At 70.0% G+C, this 23,436-nt stretch carries 25 protein-coding genes; 6 read left to right on the top strand and 19 right to left on the bottom strand.

Annotated features, from left to right (window positions below):
• Nucleotides 1-3 precede the first annotated feature (3 nt).
• The 7 genes from kdpA to AIIKEEIJ_RS16600 all read right to left on the bottom strand — a co-directional run bounded on the left by kdpA (nt 4) and on the right by AIIKEEIJ_RS16600 (nt 7,337).
• Nucleotides 4-1,704: a potassium-transporting ATPase subunit KdpA gene (gene kdpA / locus AIIKEEIJ_RS16620; RefSeq protein WP_161996174.1), complete on the bottom strand. Its 1,701-nt coding sequence runs from the start codon at nt 1,702-1,704 to the stop codon at nt 4-6.
• 7 nt (nt 1,705-1,711) lie between these two features.
• Nucleotides 1,712-1,810 carry a K(+)-transporting ATPase subunit F gene (gene kdpF / locus AIIKEEIJ_RS16615; protein ID WP_065923246.1) on the bottom strand — a complete coding sequence of 33 codons (99 nt, stop codon included), beginning with the start codon at nt 1,808-1,810 and terminating at the stop codon, nt 1,712-1,714.
• A gap of 225 nt (nt 1,811-2,035) precedes the next feature.
• A complete protein-coding gene (locus AIIKEEIJ_RS16610; protein WP_202917134.1) occupies nt 2,036-3,472 on the bottom strand; it encodes a hypothetical protein in 1,437 nt (478 codons plus the stop codon).
• Nucleotides 3,473-3,625: 153 nt separating this feature from the next.
• Nucleotides 3,626-3,784, bottom strand: a complete 159-nt coding sequence (locus AIIKEEIJ_RS32670; RefSeq protein ID WP_006931502.1) for a hypothetical protein — start codon at nt 3,782-3,784, stop codon at nt 3,626-3,628.
• A gap of 231 nt (nt 3,785-4,015) precedes the next feature.
• Nucleotides 4,016-4,138: a hypothetical protein gene (locus AIIKEEIJ_RS33685; RefSeq protein ID WP_006931504.1), complete on the bottom strand. Its 123-nt coding sequence runs from the start codon at nt 4,136-4,138 to the stop codon at nt 4,016-4,018.
• 651 nt (nt 4,139-4,789) lie between these two features.
• Nucleotides 4,790-5,143, bottom strand: a complete 354-nt coding sequence (locus AIIKEEIJ_RS16605; RefSeq protein WP_006931507.1) for an HPF/RaiA family ribosome-associated protein — start codon at nt 5,141-5,143, stop codon at nt 4,790-4,792.
• Nucleotides 5,144-5,264: 121 nt separating this feature from the next.
• A complete protein-coding gene (locus tag AIIKEEIJ_RS16600) occupies nt 5,265-7,337 on the bottom strand; it encodes an efflux RND transporter permease subunit (protein WP_161996173.1) in 2,073 nt (690 codons plus the stop codon).
• 74 nt (nt 7,338-7,411) lie between these two features.
• Here AIIKEEIJ_RS16600 and AIIKEEIJ_RS16595 point away from each other — a divergent pair, with 74 nt between their 5' ends.
• Nucleotides 7,412-7,831: a MarR family transcriptional regulator gene (locus tag AIIKEEIJ_RS16595; protein ID WP_161996172.1), complete on the top strand. Its 420-nt coding sequence runs from the start codon at nt 7,412-7,414 to the stop codon at nt 7,829-7,831.
• 35 nt (nt 7,832-7,866) lie between these two features.
• On the opposite strand, the gene AIIKEEIJ_RS16590 is transcribed toward AIIKEEIJ_RS16595, so the two are convergent.
• The 3 genes from AIIKEEIJ_RS16590 to AIIKEEIJ_RS16580 form a co-directional block, all read right to left on the bottom strand.
• Nucleotides 7,867-8,619, bottom strand: coding sequence for an anti-sigma factor domain-containing protein (locus AIIKEEIJ_RS16590; protein WP_161996171.1), 753 nt, complete (start codon nt 8,617-8,619; stop codon nt 7,867-7,869).
• Complete coding sequence (locus tag AIIKEEIJ_RS16585; protein WP_161996170.1) at nt 8,609-9,184, bottom strand: ECF RNA polymerase sigma factor SigK; 576 nt, start codon at nt 9,182-9,184, stop codon at nt 8,609-8,611. Before AIIKEEIJ_RS16585 ends, AIIKEEIJ_RS16590 begins: the two co-directional genes overlap by 11 nt.
• A gap of 219 nt (nt 9,185-9,403) precedes the next feature.
• Nucleotides 9,404-10,033, bottom strand: coding sequence for a dienelactone hydrolase family protein (locus AIIKEEIJ_RS16580; RefSeq protein WP_161996169.1), 630 nt, complete (start codon nt 10,031-10,033; stop codon nt 9,404-9,406).
• 147 nt (nt 10,034-10,180) lie between these two features.
• Between AIIKEEIJ_RS16580 and AIIKEEIJ_RS16575 the strand changes: the two genes are divergently transcribed.
• The 3 genes from AIIKEEIJ_RS16575 to AIIKEEIJ_RS16565 all read left to right on the top strand — a co-directional run bounded on the left by AIIKEEIJ_RS16575 (nt 10,181) and on the right by AIIKEEIJ_RS16565 (nt 13,550).
• Nucleotides 10,181-10,849 carry a fasciclin domain-containing protein gene (locus tag AIIKEEIJ_RS16575; RefSeq protein WP_161996168.1) on the top strand — a complete coding sequence of 223 codons (669 nt, stop codon included), beginning with the start codon at nt 10,181-10,183 and terminating at the stop codon, nt 10,847-10,849.
• Nucleotides 10,850-10,878: 29 nt separating this feature from the next.
• Nucleotides 10,879-11,460 carry a lipocalin family protein gene (locus AIIKEEIJ_RS16570; RefSeq protein ID WP_161996167.1) on the top strand — a complete coding sequence of 194 codons (582 nt, stop codon included), beginning with the start codon at nt 10,879-10,881 and terminating at the stop codon, nt 11,458-11,460.
• 230 nt (nt 11,461-11,690) lie between these two features.
• A complete protein-coding gene (locus tag AIIKEEIJ_RS16565; RefSeq protein ID WP_161996166.1) occupies nt 11,691-13,550 on the top strand; it encodes a BCCT family transporter in 1,860 nt (619 codons plus the stop codon).
• Between the two features lie 50 nt (nt 13,551-13,600).
• On the opposite strand, the gene AIIKEEIJ_RS16560 is transcribed toward AIIKEEIJ_RS16565, so the two are convergent.
• The 3 genes from AIIKEEIJ_RS16560 to AIIKEEIJ_RS16550 all read right to left on the bottom strand — a co-directional run bounded on the left by AIIKEEIJ_RS16560 (nt 13,601) and on the right by AIIKEEIJ_RS16550 (nt 18,087).
• Nucleotides 13,601-15,106, bottom strand: coding sequence for a DUF2867 domain-containing protein (locus AIIKEEIJ_RS16560; protein WP_161996165.1), 1,506 nt, complete (start codon nt 15,104-15,106; stop codon nt 13,601-13,603).
• An 11-nt stretch (nt 15,107-15,117) separates the two neighbouring features.
• Nucleotides 15,118-16,482, bottom strand: a complete 1,365-nt coding sequence (locus tag AIIKEEIJ_RS16555; RefSeq protein ID WP_161996164.1) for a TIGR01777 family oxidoreductase — start codon at nt 16,480-16,482, stop codon at nt 15,118-15,120.
• Between the two features lie 240 nt (nt 16,483-16,722).
• The gene (locus AIIKEEIJ_RS16550) at nt 16,723-18,087 is read right to left on the bottom strand and encodes an FAD-binding domain-containing protein (RefSeq protein ID WP_161996163.1); all 1,365 of its coding nucleotides are present in this window, start codon (nt 18,085-18,087) and stop codon (nt 16,723-16,725) included.
• Between the two features lie 95 nt (nt 18,088-18,182).
• Here AIIKEEIJ_RS16550 and AIIKEEIJ_RS16545 point away from each other — a divergent pair, with 95 nt between their 5' ends.
• Nucleotides 18,183-18,407, top strand: coding sequence for an RNA-binding S4 domain-containing protein (locus AIIKEEIJ_RS16545; protein WP_029546849.1), 225 nt, complete (start codon nt 18,183-18,185; stop codon nt 18,405-18,407).
• A gap of 74 nt (nt 18,408-18,481) precedes the next feature.
• Here the strand turns inward: AIIKEEIJ_RS16545 and AIIKEEIJ_RS16540 are convergent, their stop codons facing one another.
• The 3 genes from AIIKEEIJ_RS16540 to rraA form a co-directional block, all read right to left on the bottom strand.
• A complete protein-coding gene (locus tag AIIKEEIJ_RS16540; protein ID WP_006931527.1) occupies nt 18,482-18,688 on the bottom strand; it encodes a hypothetical protein in 207 nt (68 codons plus the stop codon).
• 131 nt (nt 18,689-18,819) lie between these two features.
• On the bottom strand, nt 18,820-19,224 hold the full coding sequence (locus AIIKEEIJ_RS16535; RefSeq protein WP_050034305.1) for a hypothetical protein: 405 nt from the start codon (nt 19,222-19,224) through the stop codon (nt 18,820-18,822).
• Nucleotides 19,225-19,423: 199 nt separating this feature from the next.
• Nucleotides 19,424-19,921 carry a ribonuclease E activity regulator RraA gene (gene rraA / locus AIIKEEIJ_RS16530; RefSeq protein ID WP_161996162.1) on the bottom strand — a complete coding sequence of 166 codons (498 nt, stop codon included), beginning with the start codon at nt 19,919-19,921 and terminating at the stop codon, nt 19,424-19,426.
• A gap of 146 nt (nt 19,922-20,067) precedes the next feature.
• On the opposite strand from rraA, the gene AIIKEEIJ_RS16525 reads away from it, so the two are divergent.
• Complete coding sequence (locus AIIKEEIJ_RS16525) at nt 20,068-20,820, top strand: GntR family transcriptional regulator (protein WP_161996161.1); 753 nt, start codon at nt 20,068-20,070, stop codon at nt 20,818-20,820.
• A 153-nt stretch (nt 20,821-20,973) separates the two neighbouring features.
• Here the strand turns inward: AIIKEEIJ_RS16525 and AIIKEEIJ_RS16520 are convergent, their stop codons facing one another.
• The 3 genes from AIIKEEIJ_RS16520 to AIIKEEIJ_RS32665 form a co-directional block, all read right to left on the bottom strand.
• Entirely contained in the window at nt 20,974-21,351 is a 378-nt protein-coding gene (locus AIIKEEIJ_RS16520; protein WP_006931544.1) for a DUF5313 family protein, read from the bottom strand.
• Nucleotides 21,352-21,370: 19 nt separating this feature from the next.
• Entirely contained in the window at nt 21,371-23,209 is a 1,839-nt protein-coding gene (locus AIIKEEIJ_RS16515; RefSeq protein ID WP_161996160.1) for an AMP-binding protein, read from the bottom strand.
• Nucleotides 23,210-23,281: 72 nt separating this feature from the next.
• The gene (locus tag AIIKEEIJ_RS32665; protein WP_202917142.1) at nt 23,282-23,419 is read right to left on the bottom strand and encodes a hypothetical protein; all 138 of its coding nucleotides are present in this window, start codon (nt 23,417-23,419) and stop codon (nt 23,282-23,284) included.
• Between the last annotated feature and the right edge of the window lie 17 nt (nt 23,420-23,436).

Here is a 23,436-nt window from a genome sequence, read left to right as displayed (position 1 = left end):
GGGTCAATGCAGTGCCTCCGCGACGGGGCCCAGAGCGAGGGCCGGGAAGAAGGTGAGAGCCGCAACGAGGACGGCCGTTCCGGTGAGCAGCCCGGCGAAGGCCGTACCGGTGGTGGGCAGCGTGCCCGCACCGGCCGGGGTGCGACGCTGGGCGGCCAGCGATCCGGCCAGGGCCAGGACGAACACGATCGGCAGGAACCGCCCGAGCAGCATGCACATGCCCAGCGAGGACTGGAACCAGTCGCTGGTCACGGTCAGCCCGCCGAAGGCGCTGCCGTTGTTGTTCGACGCCGAGGCATAGGCGTAGAGCACCTCGGTGAACCCGTGGATCGCGCCCGGAGTGCCCGGATCCCCGGAGTTGCCGAGATACCCGGTGGTGGTGGACAGGATCACGGTGATCGCGGTGCCGGTCAGCACCAGCGCCGGCATCACCAGCACCGCCAGCGCGGCAAGGGTGATCTCGCGCCTGCGCAGCTTCTTGCCGAGGAACTCGGGCGTGCGCCCCACGAGCAGGCCCCCGACGAACACGGCGATCACCGCGAGCACCAGCATGCTGTACAGGCCGGTGCCGACTCCGCCCGGCGCGATCTCGCCGAGCAGGATGTTCAGCAGGACGGCCCCACCGCCGAGCGGGGACATGCTGTCGTGCGCCGAGTTCACCGCACCGGTGCTCGTGCCGGTGGTCGACACCGCGAACAGCACCGAACCGGGGATCCCGAACCGGACTTCCTTGCCCTCCATCATCGCGCCGGCGGCGTTCGCCGCCACGCCCCGCGTGCCGGATTCGGCGGCCAGCGCCACCGCCAGGACGGTGCCGTAGAGCAACGCCATCACGCCGAGGACGGTCAGGCCCTGCCGTCGGTTGCCGATCATCGTGCCGAACGTGCGCGTCAGCGTCACCGGGATCAGCAGGATCGCGAGGATCTCGACGATATTGGTGACGGGGGTGGGGTTCTCGAACGGGTGGGCCGAGTTCGCGGCGAGGATGCCGCCGCCGTTGGTGCCCAGTTCCTTGATCGCCTCCTGTGAGGCGACCGGCGCCAGCGCGGTGGTGACCGCGTTGCCGTCCAGTCCGGTGGCGGAGAAGCCGCTGCGGTACGACTGGATCACGCCCTGGGACAACAGAATCAACGCGATCACGAACGCCAGCGGCAAGAGAATCCGCAGGGTCCCGCGCACCAGGTCCACCCAGAAGTTGCCGATCTCGCCGCCGCGCCCGACGCGCACCAGGCCGCGGATCAGGGCGATCGCGACCGCCATGCCGACCGCCGCCGAGACGAAGTTCTGCACCGCGAGGCCGGCGGACTGGGTGAGTGGGCTCATCGTCGTCTCGGGCACGTAGGACTGCCAGTTGGTGTTGGTGACGAACGAGACCGCGGTGTTGAATGCCACCGCCGGACTCACTCCACCCAGGTCCCGGCCGAGCGGCAGGACACCCTGCAGTCGCTGCACCGTGTACAGCAAGAGCACGCTCGCGAGCGAGAAACCGAGCACACTCGCGGCGTATCCGTACCAGGTCTGTTCTGCGCGCGGATCGATCCGGCACAGCCGGTACATCAGGGACTCGATCCGCAGGTCCTTCCACCTCAGGTCGGTGTCGGTCGTGTACACCCTCGCCATGTAGTCGCCGAGTGGAACGTATGCCAACGCCAGGACTGCAACGACCAGGCCGATCTGCAGTCCCGCGGCAACAGCTGGAGTCATCGGATCGTCAGAACCTCTCCGGATCGAGCAGCGCGATCAGCAGGTACACCACCAGTGCCGTCGTGAGCACGACGAGCGCGACGCTCGCCACCCCTGCCCAGGTCATCGGCTCTCACCTCGCACATGCAGCGCGCGCAGGACCAGAGCGCATACCAGGAACCCTGCCAGGATCAGCACCACGTACGCGGTGTCGGCCATGTCGTCTTCCCTTGTCGTAGACACGAATCAGGCGCCGATCGGCGCCCCGCACCACACTGTCGCACCGCGCCCGTCCGTGGACCGCGATCCATACGGAATCTTGACGCCCGCGGCCGATGTCCTGACGAATTCTTTACACCCCGGGTCCGGCGTCCCTGCGGCGCAGCGCCCGCGGGCCCCGACGCCGGAACGGCACGAGTCCGGCGGCATCACCATCTCGTCGCGGCGCCGCCAGGAACGCCACGGCCAGGGCGGCGGACACGGCGGCCGGCACGAGCGCCGGGGGGTGCAGATGCTGCAGCGGGACGAGCAGCGCCGCCGTCGCCGCTGCCGGAAGTGCGATCGCCGACAGGACGGCGGGCGCGGCGGGCAGCGGCTGCGGCCGGGGGCGAGCGGTGTGCAGGCGCCGGTGCAGCACCAGGTCGGCGGTGGCGCACAGCTCGGTCAACTCGGCTCGTGCCCCGTCGATCTCCGCGCTCGCCCGGTGTGCGAGCAGCGAGCGCAACCGCGTCGGCGCGATCCGTCCCGGCGCGTCGTCGGGGGGAGCGCACAACAGCGCCACCTCGACCAGGCGCGCACGCACGTCGGCCACCTCGTCGAGCGCGGTGAGGAGCTGCGCACGGTCGTGTGAGCGGTGGGTGCGCAGGTGCCCGAGCAGCCGGCGCCGATCGGTGTGCAGGTGTGCCCGGGCGCCGACCCAGCAGATCAGGTGGTAGAGCATCTCGCGGGTGCCGTCCCCGAGGTAACCGTGACGGTCTGCGGCGCCGAGATCGACCAGCATCGCCCGGGCGTCGTCGCGGACGCCCAGCCGCGCCCCGGCCCGCACCGGCGCATCGGCCAACGGTTCCGGATGCCAGGTGCGCAACCGTCCGGATGCCCGCGACACCCCGTCGGCGAGGGTGCCTGAGCGGGGAGGTCCGACGAGCCGGCGCACCGCATCGGACCCGTCCCCGGCGACCTCCACGACCAGTCCCTCGACGGTGCGCTCGGCCGCAAGCGGACGAGCGGTGCGAACGACCACCTCGCGGAGCGGGCGGTACACCGCGGGGTCGGGCAGCCGGGTGTCGAGCCGGGGGAACACGTCGACCAGGCCGGCATCGGCGGTCACCCGGAACGGCGCCAGAAATGCGTCGAGCGCACGACGGAATCCGGTGTCGGCACCGTCGAAGAGGGGATCGCTGTGCCAGGTCAGCACGGTGCCGGGCGCCTCGGCGGTCAACTCCTCGCACACCAGCACCAGTCCGCCGCCGGGCACCTCCCACAGGGACGCACACGCGCCGGGCGCGCCGACACGGGTCCGGCCGGGCGCCGACGGTGGAGTGTCCGCCGCCGGACGCCGGACCGGTCCGAAGGCGACGGGGCCGTCGCCGGGGTCCGTGAGGTGCCGGAACGCCAGCAGGCTCGGTGCCCGCTCGACGTGATCGGCACCGGGCGCGTCGGCTATGCGTGCCGGGAGGAACGGCTCCGTGCCGGCAACGGCGGGAACGGCGGCGGGAGGAAGCCTGCTCGCTGCGACGTCCAGCGGCAGGAACATCACCTTCAGCACCCCGGCCCGAGCCGGGGAGGGCATCGGTTCGGCGTGCGTGGCAACAACATCGGTATACCGGCGCGGCATCTGATTCTTCGCTTTCGGCACGGGGACGAGGTCGGCGCCTCCGGCGCGAAGCGCTCCGCCCCGGCCCGGGGACGCAGCGCCCGGGCCGGGGCGGAGGGATCCGGAGGGTCAGCCCGCGGCGGTGGCGTCCTCGAGTTCCGTCACGCGAGTCAACGCCTCGCGCAGTCCCCGGCGGAACCCGCGGGTGTGCTCGGCGCGGGCGAGTGTCTCCAGATCATTTTCCAGGTTCGCTCGAATTCTCCCGAGCGCGTGCTGTGCCGTGTTCATGGGAGATGCGATTCTCTCGTCGTTTTTCTGATGGTGGCAGGCAGTGCGGAATGGCGAGCCAATTCGTCGAGGACGTACAGTCGCGCGGTCCGAATTCCCCGGTGATATCCCGGAAGGAATTCGTCCCCGGGGTCCACGAGGGCGATCTCGATTCCGAGCTGCGCGTAGAGTCTCTCGAGAACTGTTGTTGTGAAATCCATTTCGTTCGGATCGGTCGTCGTCGATCCGCGGTCAGCTCTTCCGCTTGCGGAGGAACTGGGTGGACTCGAGCGCCTTGGCTCGTTTTTCCGCGCGCCGCTCCTTCAGGGTGCGGGCGGACTGTTTGGAACTCTTGACGGCGGGCTTGGCGGCCATTGTCAATCCTTTCCGAATCGGCAATCGCAAACTGGCCACGACCATACCCAACAAAAAAATAAAGTCCAGTTCGCCGGAACGGCGCCCGGCGTCGGTGCCCGCCCGCGGTGGCGGTGCCGCCGGAGACGCGCCGTTTTCGAGGAGGTGGGGGTTCGGGCCGTAGCACGCGCCACCGCCCGAGAAGTCCCCTCCGGGGTATTTGCCCGAAATCCGTTGGTGGTGTGACTCTTTCGAGGGTAATACACTGAGGTCGGGTCGGGATCTTCGAGGGTGAAGGAGAGTCCGATGTCTGCCGGATTCGATCTGGGCGTCGCATTCAGCGCGTTCCTCAAGTGGCTGAGCGTGACGTTCGGTCTCGGTGTCGGGTTGAGCTGAACACGCTCGGTCCCGTGGGGTCGTGTCCGCGCCGGCGATACCTGCCGTGCCGGGTCGGCGGCCCCCGGCGTGTCCCGCAATGCCGTCGGGGGCGGTGTTGCGGGACACGTCGTGCCGTCCTGAACGGTCGACGGTGCGGGACGAGGAACTGCGGCGCGTGCACCGCGCCGCCGTACCGGAATCCGCTCGCCGCTCCGGAATCCGCACGGTTGTTTCCCGGAGCGGATTCCGGAGCGGCGCGGCGATTCTCGTCCCGACGACTCCCGGGAGAGTCGTCTACTCGTCGACCTCCATGTGACGGATGGAGGGGCCGCCCTTGTGGTCGGTCGAGCGGCCGAGCTTGGAATCGAGCAGGCTGCGGAGGCGGTGCACGGCGCCGTCGAAGGCCTCCTTCACCGATCCCGCGTTGTGGGTGACCGCGATCGGTTGCTGGCCGGCGATCCGCGCCTCGAGGAGACAACGCTTGTCCGTGGTGCCGAACTTGTCCGCGTTCTCGTCGCTGAGGTGGATCTCCACCCGGGTGATCCGGTCGGCGAACCGGTTCAGTGCGGACTCCAACTCCTCCTCGAGGCGACGGGCGATGTCGTCGTCGATCTGGATGTGGCTGTCCTTGTTGAGCTGGATCTGCATCGCGAGGTGTCTCCTTCTCGAGCGCGTCGGTACGGCCGGAGGTCGTTCTCCGTGCCTTCGCGCGCTGCGTCGTGTCGATTCCACCCGAACTCGGTACGGGTGAGCAACCAGGCCGGCCGTGTCAGCCCACCTCCTCCGGTTCCCTGCGCGCGAGCGTGCTCGGCCACCAGATCCGCTTTCCGATGTCGATCGTCAGTGCCGGCACGAGCAGCGACCGGACCAGCAGTGCGTCGAGCAGCACGCCGAACGCGACGATGAACGCGATCTGCGCGAGGAACAGCAGCGGGATCACCGCCAGCGCCGAGAACGTCGCGGCCAGGACGATGCCTGCGGAGGTGATCACCCCGCCGGTCACGGTCAGGGCCCGCAGCGTGCCGCGCCGGGTGCCCACCCGGGCGCTCTCCTCCCGCACCCGGGTCATCAGGAAGATGTTGTAGTCGATGCCCAGCGCGACGAGGAAGACGAAGCCGAACAGCGGCACCACCGGGTCGGCGCCGGGGAACCCGAGCAGATGGTCGAAGACCAGCGACGACACGCCGAGGGTCGCCGCGAAGGACACGACGACCGTCAGCATCAGCAGCACCGGCGCGACGAGTGCCCGCAGCAGCAGGATCAGGATCAGCAGCACCACCGCGATGACGACGGGAATGATCACCGTGCGGTCGCGGGTGGCGGTGTTCTTGGTGTCCAGATCGACCGCCGTGGTCCCGCCCACGAGGGCCTCGGCCCCCGGCACTCCGCCGACCGCGTCGCGGATGCGCTCGACGGTGTTCTCGGCGGCCGGCGAGTCGGCGGGATCCGAGAGGGTCGCCTGCAGTGCGACGCGGCCGTCGACGACGGTCGTCGCACCGTCCGGGCCGGTCACCGGCGCCACCTCGGTGACGCCCTCGACGCGGGCGGCGGCGGCGACGTCGCCGGCCGCGGACTCGCGGGTGATGATCACGGTGGGGGAGCCGGTGCCGGCGTCGAAGTGTCTGCCGAGCATCTCCTGGCCGGTCACGTAGTCGGTCTCGAGCAGGAAGATCTCCGACTGGGCGACGCCGTCGGCCTTGAACTGCGGCAGCAGCATCGCGAAGCCGACGAGGACGAGGCTCGACACCACCCAGATCCGCCGCGGATGGGCGCCGACCCGCTGTGCGAGCCCGTTCCAGAACCGGTGCGCCGACGCCAGGTCGTCCCGATCGGCGTCGGGGTCGGCCGTCGGCCGCTTCGGCCAGAACGCGGCCCGGCCGAGGAGCACCAGTGCGGACGGCAGGAACGTCATGGAGGCGACGAACGAGGCGACGATGCCGATCGCGGCGACGGGGCCGAGGCCGCGGTTGGAGTTCAGGTCGGACAGCAACAGGCACAGCACGCCGGCGATGACGGTGCCCGCCGACGCGGCGATCGGTTCCAGCGTGGCCCGCCACGCGGTGCGCATCGCGGCGAACCGGTCCTGTTCGAGGCGCAGTTCCTCGCGGTAGCGGGACACCAGCAGCAGCGCATAGTCGGTCGCGGCGCCGAAGACGAGGATGAACAGGATGCCCTGGCTCTGTCCGTTGAGGGCGATGACGTCGGCGTCGGCCAGCAGGTACACGAGCAGGCTCGCCAGCGTGAGGGCGAACACCGCCGAGAGGATCACCACGAACGGCAGCAGGGGACTGCGGTAGACGACGACGAGGATCAGCAGCACCACCCCACCGGCGACCAGCAGCAGCAGGCCGTCGATGCCCTCGAACGCCGTCGTCAGATCGGCGATCTGCCCGGCGGGACCGGTGACGTAGATCGTCAGCCCCTCGGGCGGATCGGCAAGCTCGGCGCGCAGTTCGTCGACGGCGTCCCCGACCTCTCCGGTGCTGTCGATCGGCACGATCATCCGCGCGGCCTGACCGTCCTGCGACGGGACCGGCGGCGGGCCGGCCGACGCCCCCGCGAGGTAGGCGAGGTCGTCGGGGGTGATGCCGGAGGGGCGTTCGGCCACGACGATCGCGGGCACGTACCGGGTGTCGGTGAAGTCCGCATAGAGCTCGCCCGCCCGGGTGGATTCCGCGGAGGCCGGGAGGAACGAGCTGTTGTCGTTCTGCTGGACTTCGCTGAGCTTGCCGGCGAAGGGGCCGCCGGCGCCGGCGATCGCGAGCCACGCGATGAGCAGCAGCGCCGGCAGCAGCCAGCGGATGCGACGAGGTGAACGCGCCGGCGCGGTGACGGTGTTCAATCTTCCTCCAGGAGAATGCGAGTACGCCGAGCCCGGATTACTCAGCTAGCTGAACAATAGTGAAAAGGTATCTCATGGCTGACGATCTCGAGAGCTGGCCGACCGGCCGGCTGCTGTCCACGGCCGCCCGGCTGGTGGAGCAGGCCTGGGAATCGACTCTGCGCGCCCACGGTCTCACCCACGCCGGGTTGGTAGCCCTGCACACGATCGCCGACGGTCCGCGCTCCCAGCGGGAGATCGCCCGGGCCTGCCGCGTGACCGACCAGACGATGAGCCGGACCGTCGAGCACCTCGAGCGGTCCGGATTCGCCACGCGCACCGTCGATCCCGCCGACGAGCGGCGCATGCGCGTCCGGATCACCGAATCGGGGTACGAGCTGTACCGGGCGATGATCGAACTCGAGCGCACCGATGCGCAGCCGACCGCGGTGGTGTCCGACCCCGCCACCTTGCGCTCCCTTCTGATCGAACTGGTCCGATCGGCACAGCGCTGAGCCGCCGCGAGGTGCGGGCGATTCCGTCCCCCGGGTCAGCCCAGCGGCAGTTGGGCGAAGATCTGCGTCGGCTGCGCCGACCCGCCCGGCGGTTCGATGCTGAATGCCAGGGCGGTCGAATGCCCGACACCCTCGAGGACGGCCGTGGTGGACGGCGCCACCGCCTCGGCGTCCATGATGCCCGCGGACTCCGGGCCCTCGGGGGTGATCAGCCACATCTGGTAGACGCTGCCCTCGGCGGGCGGCGCCACGTTGTTCATTACCAGCACCCCGGCGTCGGCTTCCTTCGAGTACACCACCGTGGCGACTCCGCCGCCCTCGATCTCACCCGACGTGGTGCGGACGTCCTCCGCCGCGAACACCTGCGCCGAGGTGGGTGCGGTGTCCTCCTGCAACTGGGCGACGACGGCGAATCCGCCCACGGCGACCAGCAGTGCGGCCGCCGCGGCGAGCAGGAAGTTGCGGCGCCGGCCGCGCCGCTCGTCCAGCGAGATCGGTGCGACGGGCGGCGCCTGCGGGACGGATTCGGCGGCGATCGCGTCCAGTAGACGCTCGCGCAGTCCGGCCGGCGGCTCGGTGGCCGTCGACGCCGACACCACGGCCATGGTCTCCCGGACGGCCGCCGTCTCCTGGGCGAACGCCGCCGCCACCTCGGGAGCGGCTTCGGCCACCCGGGACTCGATGTCGCGGCGTTCGGCATCGGACACCGCGTCGAGCGCGTACACGACCGCGAGGTCGATCAGTTCGCGGTTCACATCGCCGAAACCGGGCCGGGCCTCACTCGTCATCGCCCTGCACCCCCAGACACTTGCGCAGACGGAGCAGTCCGTCTCGGATTCTCGATTTCACGGTCGGTAGCGTGACCGAAAGTTGTTCGGACACCTCGCGGTACGTCAGCCCACCGAAGTAGGCCAGTTCGACGGACCGACGCTGCAGATCGGTCAGCGTGCCCAGACAGTGGGCGACCTGCTGCCGGTCCTCGCGCCGGACCGCCTCCTCGCTGACGACGTCGAACGCCGCGTCGACGTTGCTCGCGCCGTAGCGTGCCTCGCGGTCGGCCCCGGACTGCTCGGACCGCACCCGGTCGACGGCCCGGCGGTGCGCCAGGGTGATCAGCCAGGACAGCGCCGAACCCTGCGCGGGGTCGAAGCCGGAGGCGGAACGCCAGACCTGCAGGTAGACCTCCTGCGCCGTCTCCTCGCTGTAGCCGGGATCGCGCAGGACGCGCAGGATCATGCCGTACACGCGGGCACGGGTCAGGTCGTAGAACTCGGCGAATGCAGCCGCGTCCTGCACCGCCACGCGCGCGAGCAGCGCATCGAGTGTGTCGGTACGTCCGCCGACGCCGGTCATCGGCCCTGTCCGCTCATCGAGCGAAAGCCTAGTCGGGCGATTCGGGCGGCTCAAGCCGTCCTCGGCCGGTCCGTTCGGGCGGCCGGGACCGGCGGGCGAGGCAAGAGTCGAATCGAGCAAGGCGATCACCTCCGGGACGAATTCTCGAGCGCGACGCCGCCGGCCCGTTCCGGTTGGCCGACGCCACCGCTGCCGATCACTGCGACGTCGCGCGGGGTGTCAGGCATGGTCTCCTCCTGCCTGCCGGCCGGCCGGGGCCAGGGATTCACGGAGGAACTCGGCGGTGACGGCATGCCACCAGCCCGGCTTGGTGAGCAGGAAGTGGCCGGCCCCCGCGAGCGGCCGGAACTGGGCATCGACGCCGCGTCCGCGGGCCTGGGCCGCCTGGACCGCGCTCAGGCGCGGATCGCACCTCGTGTCGGCGGTACCGTGCACCACCAGCAGCCGTCGCTCGGGGGGGACGAGAGCGCCGTCGTTGTCGGGCCACCACGGTGCCAGCGCGACGACGGCCTCGACGCCGGGCTGTGCCGCGAGGTGGGCCGCCACCCTTCCGCCCATGGAGTGGCCCACGAGCCCGATCCGGACGTCGCCGCGCCGCCGGTGCACCTCGTCGAGGGCGCGCAGGGCGTCGTGGACGGGACTCATCCGGTCCCCGTTCCATCCGCGGTGGGTGTAGCGCACCTGCCCGACGGTGATGTCGTACATGCTCAGCCGGGAGCGCAGGGATTCGGTCAGCAAGGTCATCCGCAGCGCGGACAGGTGCCACGGCCGGGCGGCGGCCGTGCTGGCCGGCTTGCCACCCGGAAGAACCAGCACGTGTGCGCGGGGCCGGTTCGATGCAATCTCCATGCCGGGTGTTCGGAGCGCGGCCGGAATCGGATGGGTCGAAAAAATCTTGCAGATCCACCCATCCGCCCTTCCGCCCGCGCCGAATGGCAGATGACACACCTGACCGACGTGGTCGCAAGGACCACGACACCGAAGGGAATTGGGGCCATGGTTATCAACACGCGAAAGAGCTTGGCGGCAGTCGGAATCGGCGCAATGGCGATGATGGGTGTCGCGGCGTGCTCGTCCGACGACTCGGGTTCGTCGTCGGCCACGTCGGCGATGGAGAGCGCCACGTCGGCGATGTCGCCCACCACCTCCGAGGATGCGATGGCGTCGGGTCTCGTCGGCCCGGGCTGTGACGCCTATGCGGCCGCGGTGCCGACCGGGCCGGGTTCGATCGAGGGCATGGCGCAGGAGCCGGTGGCCGTCGCCGCGTCGAACAATCCGGAGCTCACGACCCTGACGGCGGCGGTGTCGGGTCAGCTCAACCCCGAGGTGAACCTGGTCGACACGCTCAACGGCGGCGAGTTCACCGTGTTCGCGCCGGTCGACGACGCCTTCGCCAAGGTCGATCCGGCCACCATCGAGAGCCTGAAGACCGATACGGCCACCCTCACCAGCATTCTCACCTACCATGTCGTGCCCGGCCAGATCGCGCCGTCGGACATCGAAGGTACCCAGACCACCGTTCAGGGCGGTACCGTCGAGGTGACCGGTGAAGGCGACGAATGGAAGGTGAACGACGCCAACGTCATCTGTGGCGGCGTGAAGACGGCCAACGCGACCGTCTACCTCATCGACACCGTCCTGCTGCCGCCGGCGCCGCAGCAGTGACCCGGACCCGGTAATTCCCGAGGAGCGACGTGAGACGAACGATCCGAGGCCTCGCGGCGGCCGTCCTGGCCGCCGCGGGCGCCGCCCTCGTGGCGGCACCGGCGCAGGCAGCCCCGCTCACCCCGGTGGCGGAGCTGGATGTGAACCGGTACATGGGCACCTGGTACCAGCTGGCCGCCAATCCCGCGCCGTTCAATCTCGACTGCGTGCGCGACACCACGGCGAACTACACCCTGCTCGACGAGCGCAACGTGCGGGTGGAGAACTCGTGCACCACGGTCACCGGTGAGCGGCGGGGGATCGTCGGCAACGCACGGGTCAACGACACCGCGTCGCTGCACGTGAGCTTCCCCGGTGTGCCGTCCCAGGATTCGCTGGACGGTCCGAGCAACTACATCGTGAGCTACCTCGCGGATGACTACTCGTGGGCGCTCGTGGGGGACCCGACCCGGATCTCCGGGTTCGTACTGTCGCGTTCGCCCGTCGTGGACGACACTGCGTGGCAGCAGATCCGGACCGTGGTCGAGCAACAGGGCTACAACAGCTGCCTCATGCTCACCTCGCCCACCACGGAGGGCCTGCAGGAGATCAAGCCGCTCTGCACCGTGTGAACCGCCTTCTGCGCGTACCGGACTCGTACCGGTGCCGCTCCGCCCAGCCGAATGTCACATTGCATCAGCTCGATCGATCGCATGTGACATTCGGCCCCCGGCGGGGGTGGCCCGGGTGCTCGGCTGCGTTTTCCGCGGGCGCGCGCCGGCTCTGTTAGGTTCGATTCGCGACGTGGGTGAGCCCTCCGAGCGCCGGATCCGGCTCGCCGCGACACGAGGAGCTGGTGAAGATGATTCGCGACGCATGGCGAGGCTTGCGCAAGCCCGTGTTCGTCCCCGCCTCGCTGGTGATCCTGGGGCTGATCGCCTTCGCGGTCGTCTACGCAGGGTCGGCCGAGGGGGCGTTCGATTCGCTCAACCGCGCCGTCACCGACGGCGTCGGCTGGTGGTACATCCTGATCGCCACCGGATTCGTGATCTTCGCGCTGTACTGCGGGATCAGCCGCATCGGCAACATCAAGCTCGGCCGCGACGACGAGCAACCCGAGTTCGGAACCTTCTCGTGGTTCGCGATGCTCTTCAGCGCCGGCATGGGTATCGGACTGGTGTTCTACGGTGTCGCGGAACCCCTGTCGCACTACGTGGATCCCCCGCAGGCGGGACGCATCCCCGGCTCCACGGACGCCGCCGCGAACCAGGCGATGGAGCTGACCCTGTTCCACTGGGGCCTGCACGCGTGGGCGATCTACGTCGTCGTCGGCCTCGGCCTGGCGTACATGACGTACCGCAAGGGCCGTCCGCTGTCCGTGCGCTGGCTCCTCGAACCGCTACTCGGGCGCGCCCGCATGGAGGGTCCGATCGGGCACGCGATCGACGCGATCGCCATCGTGGGAACCCTTTTCGGTGTCGCGACGTCGCTGGGCTTCGGCGTCCAGCAGATCTCCGCGGGCCTCGACTACCTGGGCTGGGTGGAGACCGGAAACTGGCTCACCGTCGCGCTGATCGTCGGGGTGACGGGGCTGGCAACCTTCTCGGTGGTGTCCGGCGTCTCGCGCGGCCTCAAGTGGCTGTCCAACATCAACATGGCTCTCGCGACGGGACTCGCGGTGTTCGTCCTGCTGCTCGGGCCGACGCTGTTCCTGTTGCAGTCGTGGGTGCAGAACCTCGGCGGCTACGTGCAGGCCCTGCCCGAACTGATGCTGCGCACCGCCCCGTTCGCCGAGGACGGCTGGTCGGGGGCGTGGACCGTCTTCTACTGGGGCTGGTGGATGAGCTGGGCGCCGTTCGTCGGTATGTTCATCGCCCGCATCTCCCGCGGTCGCACGATCCGCGAGTTCGTCTTCGGTGTCCTGCTCGCCCCCACCCTCGTCGCGTCGCTGTGGTTCACCATCTTCGGCAACGCCGGGATCCTGCGGCAGCGCAACGACGGCGACATGCTCGCCGCCGACGGCACGGTGGACACCAACACGTCGCTGTTCGTGCTCCTCGACGGTCTGCCGCTGTCCGTCCTGACCAGTCTGCTCGCGATCGTCGTCGTCGTGTTCTTCTTCGTCACGTCGTCGGACTCCGGGTCGCTGGTGATCGACATCCTCGCCACCGGCGGTAATCTCGAGACACCGAAGTGCACCCGTGTCTACTGGTCGGTGCTCGAGGGTGCGGCCGCAGCGGTGCTGCTGATCGTCGGCGGCAGCGGGTCGCTGACCGCCCTGCAGACGGCGTCGATCGTGACGGCGGTTCCGTTCTCGATCGTCATGGTGCTGGCGTGCGTGTCGATGCTGAAGGCGTTCCGGTACGAGGTCGCCACTGCCCCCCGGTACCTGCAGGTGGCCGTGCGGGAACCGGCCGCAGCCCCGGGTGGGCACAAGGCCGGCCACCGGCCGGGAATCTCCGCCACGTTCGCCGGCCTGGATCCGAGCCGGAACGGAGTCGTGGAGCCCGGTGCGCCCGCCCGCCTCGTCGTCGCCGTGCACGAGGTGCCCGCGAATTCCGTCAGCGTCGACGCGCAGACCGGGCAGGTCGCAATCGCAGACGACGCCCACCCGGAGGATCCGCTGGGCGGCGAGGTGTTCGACACGCCGCACTTCGCCGAGTCCGCCGAGGGTGTGGCCCAGCGCGAGGCCGAACACGGGCGCCAGCCCGCGCCGAACTGACGGCCGCGGCGGCTACTCCCGTCCTTCCGCGGGCCGAATGTCACACCGCATCACTTCACGTGACCGTATGTGACATTCGGCCCCGACGTGCGGTGCGCGGTGCCGGCGATGTTCTCGAGCATGCCCTTGAAGATGATGCCGTGGAACGGCACGAGCGCATACCAGTAGATCCGTCCTGCAAGCCCTTTCGGAAAGAAGATCGCCCGCTGGTGCAGCCGGGCCCGGCCGGGATCGAGCGGCTCGATGCGCCACTCGAGCCACGCCCCGCCCGGCGCCCGCATCTCGGCCCGCAGCCGCAGCAGGGTGGGACGTTCGAGGCGCTCGACGCGCCAGAAGTCGAGCGCGTCCCCGGTGTGCAGGGTGCGCGGGTTCCGGCGGCCCCGGGACAGACCGACGCCGCCGGCGAACCGGTCGAGCCACCCGCGGATCGTCCAGGCGAGCGGGAAGGAGTACCAGCCGTTCTCGCCGCCGATGCTCTCGACCACCTCCCACACCGTGCCGACGTCGGTGTCGCAGTCGATAACGCGCTCGTCGACGAAGACCGCCTCCCCCGCCCAGTGCGGGTCGGACGGCAGCGGTTCGGCGGGGGCTCCGACGGGCGACGCACTCGCCCAAGTGGTTTCGACGTCGCCGCGCTCGATCTTGTGCAGGGCCAGACGGACCGCCTCGCGGTAGCCGGTCAGTCCGCCGGGCGGCGGCGGGATCACCTCGTCGATATCGTGTTCGGCGACCACCGCGTCGTTGCTCAACGACTCGATCAGCGCCCGGCCCAGCGACGGCGGGATCGGGGTGACCAGCCCGATCCACAGGCCCGCGAGCTTCGGGGTGAGAACGGGCAGCACCAGGATGCGGCGCCGGCGCAGGCCCGCGACCTCGGCGTACACCTGCATCATCTCGCCGTAGCGCAGCACGTCCGGGCCGCCGATGTCGTAGGTGCGGCTGCGGGGGAGGGGAGCGGTGGCCGCGCCCACCAGGTAATGCAGCACGTCGCGCACCGCGATGGGCTGGATCTTGTTGTTCACCCACTTCGGGGTGGTCATCAGGGGCAGACGGTTGCTCAGGTGCCGGATCATCTCGAACGACGCGGAGCCCGAACCGATCACCACCCCGGCCTGCAGCGCCAGGGTGGGCACGCCGGACTCCACGAGGATCCGGCCCACCTGCTCCCGGGAACGCAGGTGCGTGGAGAGCTCGGCCGTGTCCGGGTGCAGCCCACCGAGATACACGATGCGCTGCACCCCGGCCGCCCGGGCCGCGGCGGCGACGTTCTCGGCCTCCGCGCGTTCGGTGTCGATGAATTCGCCGCGCCCGCCCATCGAATGCACCAGGTAGTACAGGACGTCGATGTCCCGGCAGGCGACGGCCAGGGACTCCGGGTCGGTCAAGTCGCCGCGCACGATCTCGACGTCGCCGGCCCACGGCACGTCCCGCAACTTGTCGGGGGTCCGGGCCAGTACCCGCACCCGGTGGCCCGCGTCGATCAGCAGCGGGGCGAGCCGGCCCCCGATGTAGCCGGTCGCCCCGGTGACGAGGATGCGCAGCGGAGGGGCGCTCATCCGTTCTCCACTCATCCGTTCTCCACGATGTGGCCGAGTTGGTGCCGCAGGCAGGCCTCGAGCTTCGGCCGGCGGAAGCGGTGCCCGTGGTCGACCAGGCACCGCGGGACGACGCACTGGTCGGCCGTGGCGACCTCACGCGCGCCTTCCTCGCCGAGCAGCAGCCGCGGTCCGAACCCGGGCACCGGCAGCAGCGCCGGCCGGTGCAGCACCCGCGCCAGGGTGCGGGTGTATTCGTCGTTGCGAACCGGCTCCGGTGCAACGGCATTGATGGGGCCCGCGATGCGGGGGTCGGCGAGGGCCCGGTGGTAGACGTCGAGCAGGTCGTCGAGGTCGATCCACGACAGCCACTGCCGGCCGGTGCCGAGCCGGCCGCCGAGCCCGGCCTCGAACAGGGGGCGTTGCAACTGCAGCGGCCCGCCGCGCGGTGTCTGCACGATCCCGGTCCGCACCAGCACCACGCGCAGCCCGCCCGCGGCGGCGGGCGCGGTGGCGGCCTCCCAGTCGGCGACGACGTCGGCGAGGAACCCGGTGCCGCGCTGCGCATCCTCGGTGAGCGGCTCGTCGCCGCGGTCGTAGCCGTAGAACCCGATCGCCGACGCGGACACGAACGTCGCGGGTCCGTTCGGAGTGCGTGCCGCGAGATCGGCCAGCAGCCGGGTGGGTTCGATCCTGCTGTCCCGGATCGCAGTCTTGTGGGCGTCGCTGAAGCGCCCGGAGATCGAGGCGCCGGCGAGGTGGACGACGGCGTCGATCCCCTCGAGCAGGTCGGGTGCGGGGTCGTTCGGATCCCAGCGACGTTCGTCGTCGCCGCGCGGTTCGCCGCGTACGAGGCTGACGACGTGATAACCGCCGGTGCTCAGGTAAGCGGTCAGTGCGGTGCCGACCAGGCCCGACGTCCCGGTGACGGCGACCGTGGCGGGCCGGACCCCCTGCTCGTGTGACCACTGGTGGGCGGCGAGGTCGCCGGCGAGCTGGCGGTGCCGGTAGAGGAAGGTCTGCTTCAGCAGCTGCTCCGGGACGGGCGTGTCGACCCGGTCGGTGACGCGGGTGCGACGGTCGCCGAGGGCCTCGAAGGTGTGCTCGTGCCGCCACGACACGGCGATCCCCGCGGGCAGGGACGTGAGCCCGTCGCGGCCGACGCTGTCGACGAACCGTGCGGGCGGGTCGTAGGCGTCGGGCTGGTGATCGGCGATCCAGCGCAATCCGCCCGGCAGGCCGAGGACGGCCCGGCCCGACTCGAGGGAGTCGGATTCGGTGATCACCCGCAGCGGCTGCCACGGGGGGAGCAGGCGCCTGACCGCACCCGGTCGGCTGTGCCAATCGAAGACGTCGCGGCGTGGCGCGTCGACGACGCTCGAGTACGTGATGCCCATCGTGCCTTCCTCGGCCTGGTCCGGGTGTGCGGGAGCGGCGCCGGGAGAGCTCCCGGCGCCGCCGTGGAATCAGCTGGGAATCATGTTGATGAGAATGGTGTATGCGTTCACCAGAGGAGTGTGGATCGCCATGAACGCCGTTTCGACGAGTTCTCGCATTGTCGTGTTCCTCTCGGTTGTCCGTCCGGGACGGGGTGGTCCGTCCCATCGGCATTCGGAGCGGTGCGCGGCCCGGATGGGTCAGCCTTTTCCGCCGATCCGCCCGTACCGGTCGAGTGCCACCTGCCGTTCGTGGGCGTGGTCGACGATCGGCGCCGGGTACCCGTCCGGCGGACCGTCCGGGAGCCGGTGCACGCGTTTGCCGTTCACGCCCCGCAGCTCGGGTACCCAACGGCGCACGTAATTACCCGTCGGATCGAACTTCTCCCCCTGCGTGATCGGGTTGAACACCCGGAAGTAGGGCGCGGCGTCGGTGCCGCTGCCGGCGGTCCACTGCCACCCGTGCTGGTTCGAGGCCAGGTCGCCGTCGACGAGCCGGTTCATGAAATGCCGGGCGCCCCACCACCAGGGCAGGTGCAGATCCTTGGCGAGGAAGGACGCGACGATCATGCGGAGCCGGTTGTGCATCCAGCCCTCGGCGAGCAGCTGCCGCATGCCCGCGTCCACGATGGGGAAGCCGGTACGGCCCTCCTTCCATGCGGCGAAGGCACGTTCGGCGTCGGGGCCGCTGTCGTAGGTGATGTCGTCGAAGCGGCGGTTGTAGTTGCGGCGGGCCGTGTCGGGCCGGTGGTACAGCACGTCCGCATAGAAGTCGCGCCAGGCCAGTTCGCTGCGCAGCCGGTTCGCCGCGCCGCCGTGGTCGGATCGCACGTCGTGCAGCAGGGTGCGCGGGTGGATGCACCCGAACTTCAGGTAGGGGGAGAGCCGGCTGGTGCGGTCGAGGTCCGGCCGGTCCCGCTCGGTGTCGTAGTGCGGCAGGTCGTCGTCGCGGAACTCGTACCAGCGGCGCAGCGCGGCGGCTTCCCCGGCGGGCGGCAGCGTGGTCCCGTCGAGGTCGTCGTCGCCGGGGATCGGCACCCGCGCGTCGAGATTGCCGGGGTCGATCCAGTCGACGGTGCCGGCGTCGGTGTCGGCCGGGGCTCGCCAGCCGTGGTCGTGCCACGCCCGCTGGAAGGGGGTGAACACCTTGTAGGGGGTGTCGTCGGGCTTACGGACGCGGCCGGGCGCGACGGCGTAGGGCGAGCCGGTGCGCACCAGCGGGACATCGCCGAGCGCCCGCTCGACGGCCTCGTCGCGGCGGGTGCCGTAGGGGCCGTGGTCGGAACTGATGTGCACCGCGTCGGCGTCGAGTTCCCGGGCGAGTGCCGGGACGACGGTGACGGGGTCGCCATGGGTGACGAGCAGCCGTCCGCCCAGGTCCTCGTCGAGGGCGCGCAGGCACCGCATGAGGAAGGTGCGGCGCGGGGATCCGGACGGGCGCAGCAGCGACTCGTCGAGCACGAACAGCGCGAGTGCCCGGTCGGAGGTGTCGGCGACGGACAACAGGGTGGGCAGGTCCCGCAGCCGCAGATCACGGCGGAACCAGACGATACCGGGTCGGCTCACTCGTCCAGTGTGCGTGAGAACGGGGCCCGGCGTGGGCCGGGCGGGCGGGTCGAGGTCGGGCGGGTCGAAAGCACTGCGGGTGAGAGACTGGCCTCATGTCCGACGTGTTCGAAGTGCCCATCCGCGACGAGTCCATCCGGCTCGGTCAATTCCTCAAGCTGGCGAGCCTGATCGAATCCGGCGCCGAGGCGAAGGAAGTGATCGCCGAGGGACTCGTCAGCGTCAACGGGGAGGTGGAGGTGCGGCGCGGGCGGCAGCTGCACGTCGGGGACGTCGTGGAGATCGGGGCCGCCGCCGCACGCGTGACGGCAGGGGCGTGAGCTATGAGGTGACGGCCTGCAGCGCCGGTGCGACCAGTGCTGCAGTCTCCGAAATCCTCGGTCCCCTGCGACGTTCAGGGGAGACGCCGCACTTGTTTGCCGAGGGCGAACAGACGGCGGGCGAGCCTCATGACGGGAATACCCAGCGGAATCAGGATGATCGTTACGCACAGCAGCCCACCGACGAGCCATACCACCGCCGCAAGGATCCCCACCACCGCCCCGAGCACGGCCGTGAGGATCCCCAGCACCGCATTGAGCAGGCCCTTCAGCGCTCGCATGATGACCTCCTGGTTACCAGTTTGCGCGCATACGGACCGGGGCGCACTCGTTTTCGGTCGACCTCCCCACACCGGCTCGGCCCGCAGGTGATGCCCGGGTGCGGGAGGCGAAGGCTGTCTCGGAGGTGCTGTCAGTCGGTTTCGTCCGGGTCCTTGTCCTCGCGCCGGTCCAGGATGCCGGCGGTGACGCCGTAGGGCAGGAAGCGCACCGACCGGAGCGGGTCGGTGTTGTTCTTGTGGGCGCGCAGCGCCTCGAGTTCGGTGGGGAAAACCTGCTCGACGCGGGCGGTTCCGTCGCCGTCGAGCGTGTAGATCACCCACACGCCGTCGCCGGTCTCGCCGGCGGTGGGCGGTGCCGGGCGGGTGCGCGGCGCGCCGCCGAGGTCGGGGAAGATGCTCGACCACGGAATCCCGGCGTCCGGTTGCTCGACGAACCGGCCGATCTTGGCGGCCAGGTCCCGCAACCCTTCCCCGGCGTCGCGGAAGACGCGGTCGAGGTCTTCCGGGTCGAATCCGAACGGGTTGTTGTCGCCCATGAGGGCCTCCTGACGTCGCGGGCCGCACGTGCGGCCGTGATCCCTCCAGTGTGGGCACTGCCGCCGAACCTCGCCACCATCGGCTGAGAGGACGGCGGCCCGCGACGTCTGGTGGCGTGTTCGTGCGGCCGGACCGGTTCCGCCTTGCGGCACGCAGGGAGGTCCGCGCCGTTCGCAGCGCCACGAGCGTGCCGGTTCCCTATCGGTCCTCGGCGCGGACGACGATCCCGTCGTGGTCGCTGTAGAGCATCTCGCCCGGGTTGAACGTGACGCCGCCGAACTCCACCGGCACGTTCTTCTCGCCGGACCCGGTCTGGGTGCTCTTGCGCGGGTTGGTGCCGAGCGCCTTGATGCCGATCTCGAGGGTGCGCAGGATGGCCGAGTCGCGGACGGCGCCGTTGACGACGAGACCGGCCCAGCCGTTGTCGACGCCGCGGCCGGCGATGATGTCGCCGACGAGGGCGGTGTGCACGCTGGCATCGCCGTCGACGACGAGGACGCCGCCGTTGCCGGGCTCGCCCAGGGTCTGCTTGACGAGCAGGTTGTCCTGGAAGCAGCGGATGGTGGTGATCCGGCCGGCGAAGACCTCGCGGCCGCCGAACTGGACGAACTGCGTGTCGCAACTGCGGATGTCGGGGCCGATCTCGTCGGCGAGGTCGGCGGTGGCCGGAACGTCGTTGGTGGAGGGTTCGCTCATACCGCCGAGAGTAGTGGGGTGACGGCGTCCACTCGGCGTGGGACGGATAGAGACAGATCATCTGCCTCTTTAGATTTCAAACCGGTAGATTCTTGTATCCTAAGTGCCATCGGGGCTGGGATGGATGACGCACACAGGACGGTGAAATGCCACTCGACGGAAGCTCGACGGTCGTTCGCGTGCCCAAGGCAGGTGAACTGATCGCCGCGAGCCTGCGCCGCCAGATCATCACCGGGGAACTGCACGCCGGCGAGCCGTTGCCGAACGAGGCCGCACTGATGGAACGCTTCGGCGTTTCCCGGCCCACGTTGCGGGAGGCGTTCCGCATCCTCGAGTCGGAAGGCATCATCACCGTCCTGCGCGGCGCCCACGGCGGCGCCCGCGTGCAGGCGCCGGACGGCTCGACCGCCGCCCGCTACACCGGGCTGCTGCTGCAGTACCGGGGTGTCCCGTTGGCCGACGTCTACCGCGCCCGCACCGAACTCGAGGTGGACGCCGTCGGCCTGCTCGCCGCAGCCCCGGCCGCGCGCATCGACACGCTCGCCGAACTGGTCGAGCGGGGCGAGGAACTCCTCGACGACCCCACCGCCTTCGCCAAGTACGACACCGAGGTGCACCGGGCGGTGATGGAACTCGCCGGGAACCAGACGATGGCGGCGCTCGCGGGGATGCTGCTCGACATCATGGACGCACACAATGCGCTGTATCTGTCCACGCGCGCCGATTCGGCGGAACGTCCCGGGGCGTCCGCGGCGTTGCGTGCCAACCGCAAGCTCGTCACGTTGCTGCGAGGAGACGATGCCGAGGCGGCGCAAGCGTTCTGGCGCAGGCACCTCGACAGCGTCGAGCGGTACATGACGGGTGACTCGGCGACCACGCTCGTCGAGGTGCTGTCCTAGGACCCCGAGCTCCCAGGGCACCGTGCTCCCAGGGCACCGTGCTCCCAGGGCACCGTGCTCCCAGGGCACCGCGTCGAGGGGGAGGTTGCCGCGCCGACATGCGAGTGGGGCGCTACGTAGCGGCCCCCTCGGCGCAGGAAACTCCCGCTCGGCTCAGCGCCCGAATCGTCGCTCGTACTCGTTGCGTTCGCGGTCGGCCCGCACCCGCGCCTTCTCGCCGAGCAGGTTGGGGTCGAGGCCGTGCTGCTCCAGGCGGTGCCGCCGCCAGATCTGCATCAGGGCGATCGCGAAGTACACCAGCGGGATGAAGAGCAGCGCCATCATCGCCAGCGGAATCCACACCGGCCCGGGGATGAGCAGGAACAGCGCCAGGAACGGCACGATCGGCAGGGTGAACCGCACGAGGTAACGCATCGTCGCGCCGGGCCCGACGAGGTCGTTGCGGACCCAGTCCTGGAGCGAGTCGGGGAGCGTGCGGCCGAACAGGTATCCGACGTACTGGGTAAAACTCGGTCGCGCACTACTCGTCATGTATCCGAGGATAGGCCGCCTATCCGTACAGCCCGGTGAGCCGGTCGGAGAAGTTGTCGATGACGATCTTGCGGCGCAGTTTCATGCTCGGCGTGAGGTCCCCGGCCTCGACCGACAGCTCGCGGTCGATGATGGTGAACTTCTTGACCTCCTCCCACCGGTTGAGCTGCTCGTTGAGCTGGTCGATGTACCCGGCGATCAGCTCACGGGTCTTCTCGTCCCGGGCGATCTCCGCGAACGACCTGTCGCCCATGCCGTTCTTCTGGGCCCACTCGTGGATCGCCTCCGGATCGAGGCCCACCAGCGCCACGCAGTACGGCCGGCCCTCGCCGTGGACGATGATCTCGCTCGCGTACGGGCACAGGCCCTTGAAGGTCGCGGCGATGGCGGACGGCGCGACGTACTTGCCCTGCGAGGTCTTGAACATGTCCTTCTTGCGGTCGGTGATCCGCAGGAACCCGTCGGAGTCCACCTCGCCGATGTCGCCGGTGTGGAACCAGCCGTCGTCCTCGAACGCCTCGGCGTCCGCGTCGGGACGATCGTGGTAACCGCTCATCACACCGGGACCCTTGATGAGGATCTCCCCGTCCTCGGCGATCTTGACCTCGGTCTCCGGGAAGGGCCAGCCGACCGTGCCGAAGCGGTAGGCGAGCGGCCGGTTGAGGAACGTCGCGGCGGAGGTCTCCGACAGCCCGTACCCCTCGAGGACGATGATGCCGACGGCATCGAACCACTGTGCGACCTCGCGGTCCAGCGGGGCCGACCCGGAGACGAAGAACCTCAGCCGGCCGCCGAACCGCTCCCGGATCTTGGAGAAGACGAGCTTGTCGGCGACCTTGTACTGCAACCGGTCCAGCAGCGACGGGTTGCGGCCCTCCTGCTTGGCCTTCGAGACCCGCGTTCCGACCCCGACGGCCCAGTCGAAGATCTTCTTCTTGGCGCCGCCCTCCTCCTCCATCATCGCCTCGATGCGCGCGTGGGCCTTCTCGAAGACGCGTGGGGCCGCGCCCATGAAGGTCGGCCGCACGACGGCGAGGTTCTCGACGATCTTCTCGACCCGGCCGTCGATGGCGGTGGGCATGCCCACCTGCAGGGGCAGGCTCAGCAGCACCTTGCCGAACACGTGCGACAGGGGCAACCACAGGTACTGCAGATCGTCCGGGCCGAGAATGCCGAGGGCATCGACGGCGGCGGCGGTGTACGTCCACGCCGAGTGCGGCAGCCGCACGCCCTTGGGCTTGCCGGTGGTGCCGGACGTGTAGATGAGAGTGGCAAGGTGCTCCGGCCGGATCTCCCGGACCCGATCCTCGACGACGTTCGGCGACTCCGCGCTCAGCTGCCTGCCCCGCTCCTCGAGGTCGGCCAGGGTGATCACCCAGTCCCCGTCCCCGGGGCCGTCGATCACCACCACCTGCTGCACGTGCGGCAGCTGTGCGCGCTGCTCGACGAGCTTGTCGACCTGCGTCCTGTCCTCGGCGACGACCACGCGGCTGCCCGAGTTGGACACGATGAACCCCACGTCGGGAGCCTTGGTGGTGGGGTAGACCGTCGTGGTCGCGGCGCCCGCGCACATCACCGCGAGGTCGACGATCACCCACTCGTACCGGGTCGACGACGCCAGCGCGATACGGTCCTCGGGCTCGACGCCGAGCGCGATCAGCCCGGCCGTGAGCAGGCGGACACGGTCACCGACCTGCTGCCACGTCACGCTCTCCCAGCCGTCGTCCTTCGGGAACCGGAACGCCTCCGTGCCGGGGCTGGCCGTGACACGATCGAGGAAGAGCTGAGCCACCGACGGTGCCCGCTTCTCGATCTTCGAGTGGTCGACGGGTTCGTCGGAGATTCGCAGCGCTGTCATACCCCGAGTCTAGGAAGGCCGCACGAACCGTGGGGAGGGTTTCGCCTGTTCGTTCCGGCGTCCGGTCCACCCTCACCGCGCCTGCCGGTGCTGCCGGGCGGTACGGAGCACGGCCCGGTCGAGCACGGACAGCTCGAGGGATCGGTGTGTGATCGGGGGCAGGTCCGTGATCGCGTCGGTGAGCGCGTACAGCTGCCATCGGCCGGGCACCCCGGCGAGCCGGTGCC

It is taken from the genome of Rhodococcus sp. YH1 (genome assembly GCF_009939605.1).
Lineage (GTDB): Bacteria > Actinomycetota > Actinomycetes > Mycobacteriales > Mycobacteriaceae > Rhodococcus > Rhodococcus aetherivorans.
This window is presented reverse-complemented; position numbering and strand designations above follow the sequence as displayed.

Coding starts and splice junctions, on each gene's coding strand:
- kdpA (WP_161996174.1), bottom strand. CDS start 1,704: ATGACTCCAGCTGTTGCCGCGGGACTGCAGATCGGCCTGGTCGTTGCA.
- kdpF (WP_065923246.1), bottom strand. CDS start 1,810: ATGACCTGGGCAGGGGTGGCGAGCGTCGCGCTCGTCGTGCTCACGACG.
- AIIKEEIJ_RS16610 (WP_202917134.1), bottom strand. CDS start 3,472: ATGCCCTCCCCGGCTCGGGCCGGGGTGCTGAAGGTGATGTTCCTGCCG.
- AIIKEEIJ_RS32670 (WP_006931502.1), bottom strand. CDS start 3,784: ATGAACACGGCACAGCACGCGCTCGGGAGAATTCGAGCGAACCTGGAA.
- AIIKEEIJ_RS33685 (WP_006931504.1), bottom strand. CDS start 4,138: ATGGCCGCCAAGCCCGCCGTCAAGAGTTCCAAACAGTCCGCCCGCACC.
- AIIKEEIJ_RS16605 (WP_006931507.1), bottom strand. CDS start 5,143: ATGCAGATCCAGCTCAACAAGGACAGCCACATCCAGATCGACGACGAC.
- AIIKEEIJ_RS16595 (WP_161996172.1), top strand. CDS start 7,412: ATGGCTGACGATCTCGAGAGCTGGCCGACCGGCCGGCTGCTGTCCACG.
- AIIKEEIJ_RS16590 (WP_161996171.1), bottom strand. CDS start 8,619: ATGACGAGTGAGGCCCGGCCCGGTTTCGGCGATGTGAACCGCGAACTG.
- AIIKEEIJ_RS16585 (WP_161996170.1), bottom strand. CDS start 9,184: ATGACCGGCGTCGGCGGACGTACCGACACACTCGATGCGCTGCTCGCG.
- AIIKEEIJ_RS16580 (WP_161996169.1), bottom strand. CDS start 10,033: ATGGAGATTGCATCGAACCGGCCCCGCGCACACGTGCTGGTTCTTCCG.
- AIIKEEIJ_RS16575 (WP_161996168.1), top strand. CDS start 10,181: ATGGTTATCAACACGCGAAAGAGCTTGGCGGCAGTCGGAATCGGCGCA.
- AIIKEEIJ_RS16565 (WP_161996166.1), top strand. CDS start 11,691: ATGATTCGCGACGCATGGCGAGGCTTGCGCAAGCCCGTGTTCGTCCCC.
- AIIKEEIJ_RS16560 (WP_161996165.1), bottom strand. CDS start 15,106: ATGAGCGCCCCTCCGCTGCGCATCCTCGTCACCGGGGCGACCGGCTAC.
- AIIKEEIJ_RS16555 (WP_161996164.1), bottom strand. CDS start 16,482: ATGGGCATCACGTACTCGAGCGTCGTCGACGCGCCACGCCGCGACGTC.
- AIIKEEIJ_RS16545 (WP_029546849.1), top strand. CDS start 18,183: ATGTCCGACGTGTTCGAAGTGCCCATCCGCGACGAGTCCATCCGGCTC.
- AIIKEEIJ_RS16540 (WP_006931527.1), bottom strand. CDS start 18,688: ATGCGAGCGCTGAAGGGCCTGCTCAATGCGGTGCTGGGGATCCTCACG.
- AIIKEEIJ_RS16535 (WP_050034305.1), bottom strand. CDS start 19,224: ATGGGCGACAACAACCCGTTCGGATTCGACCCGGAAGACCTCGACCGC.
- rraA (WP_161996162.1), bottom strand. CDS start 19,921: ATGAGCGAACCCTCCACCAACGACGTTCCGGCCACCGCCGACCTCGCC.
- AIIKEEIJ_RS16525 (WP_161996161.1), top strand. CDS start 20,068: ATGCCACTCGACGGAAGCTCGACGGTCGTTCGCGTGCCCAAGGCAGGT.
- AIIKEEIJ_RS16520 (WP_006931544.1), bottom strand. CDS start 21,351: ATGACGAGTAGTGCGCGACCGAGTTTTACCCAGTACGTCGGATACCTG.
- AIIKEEIJ_RS16515 (WP_161996160.1), bottom strand. CDS start 23,209: ATGACAGCGCTGCGAATCTCCGACGAACCCGTCGACCACTCGAAGATC.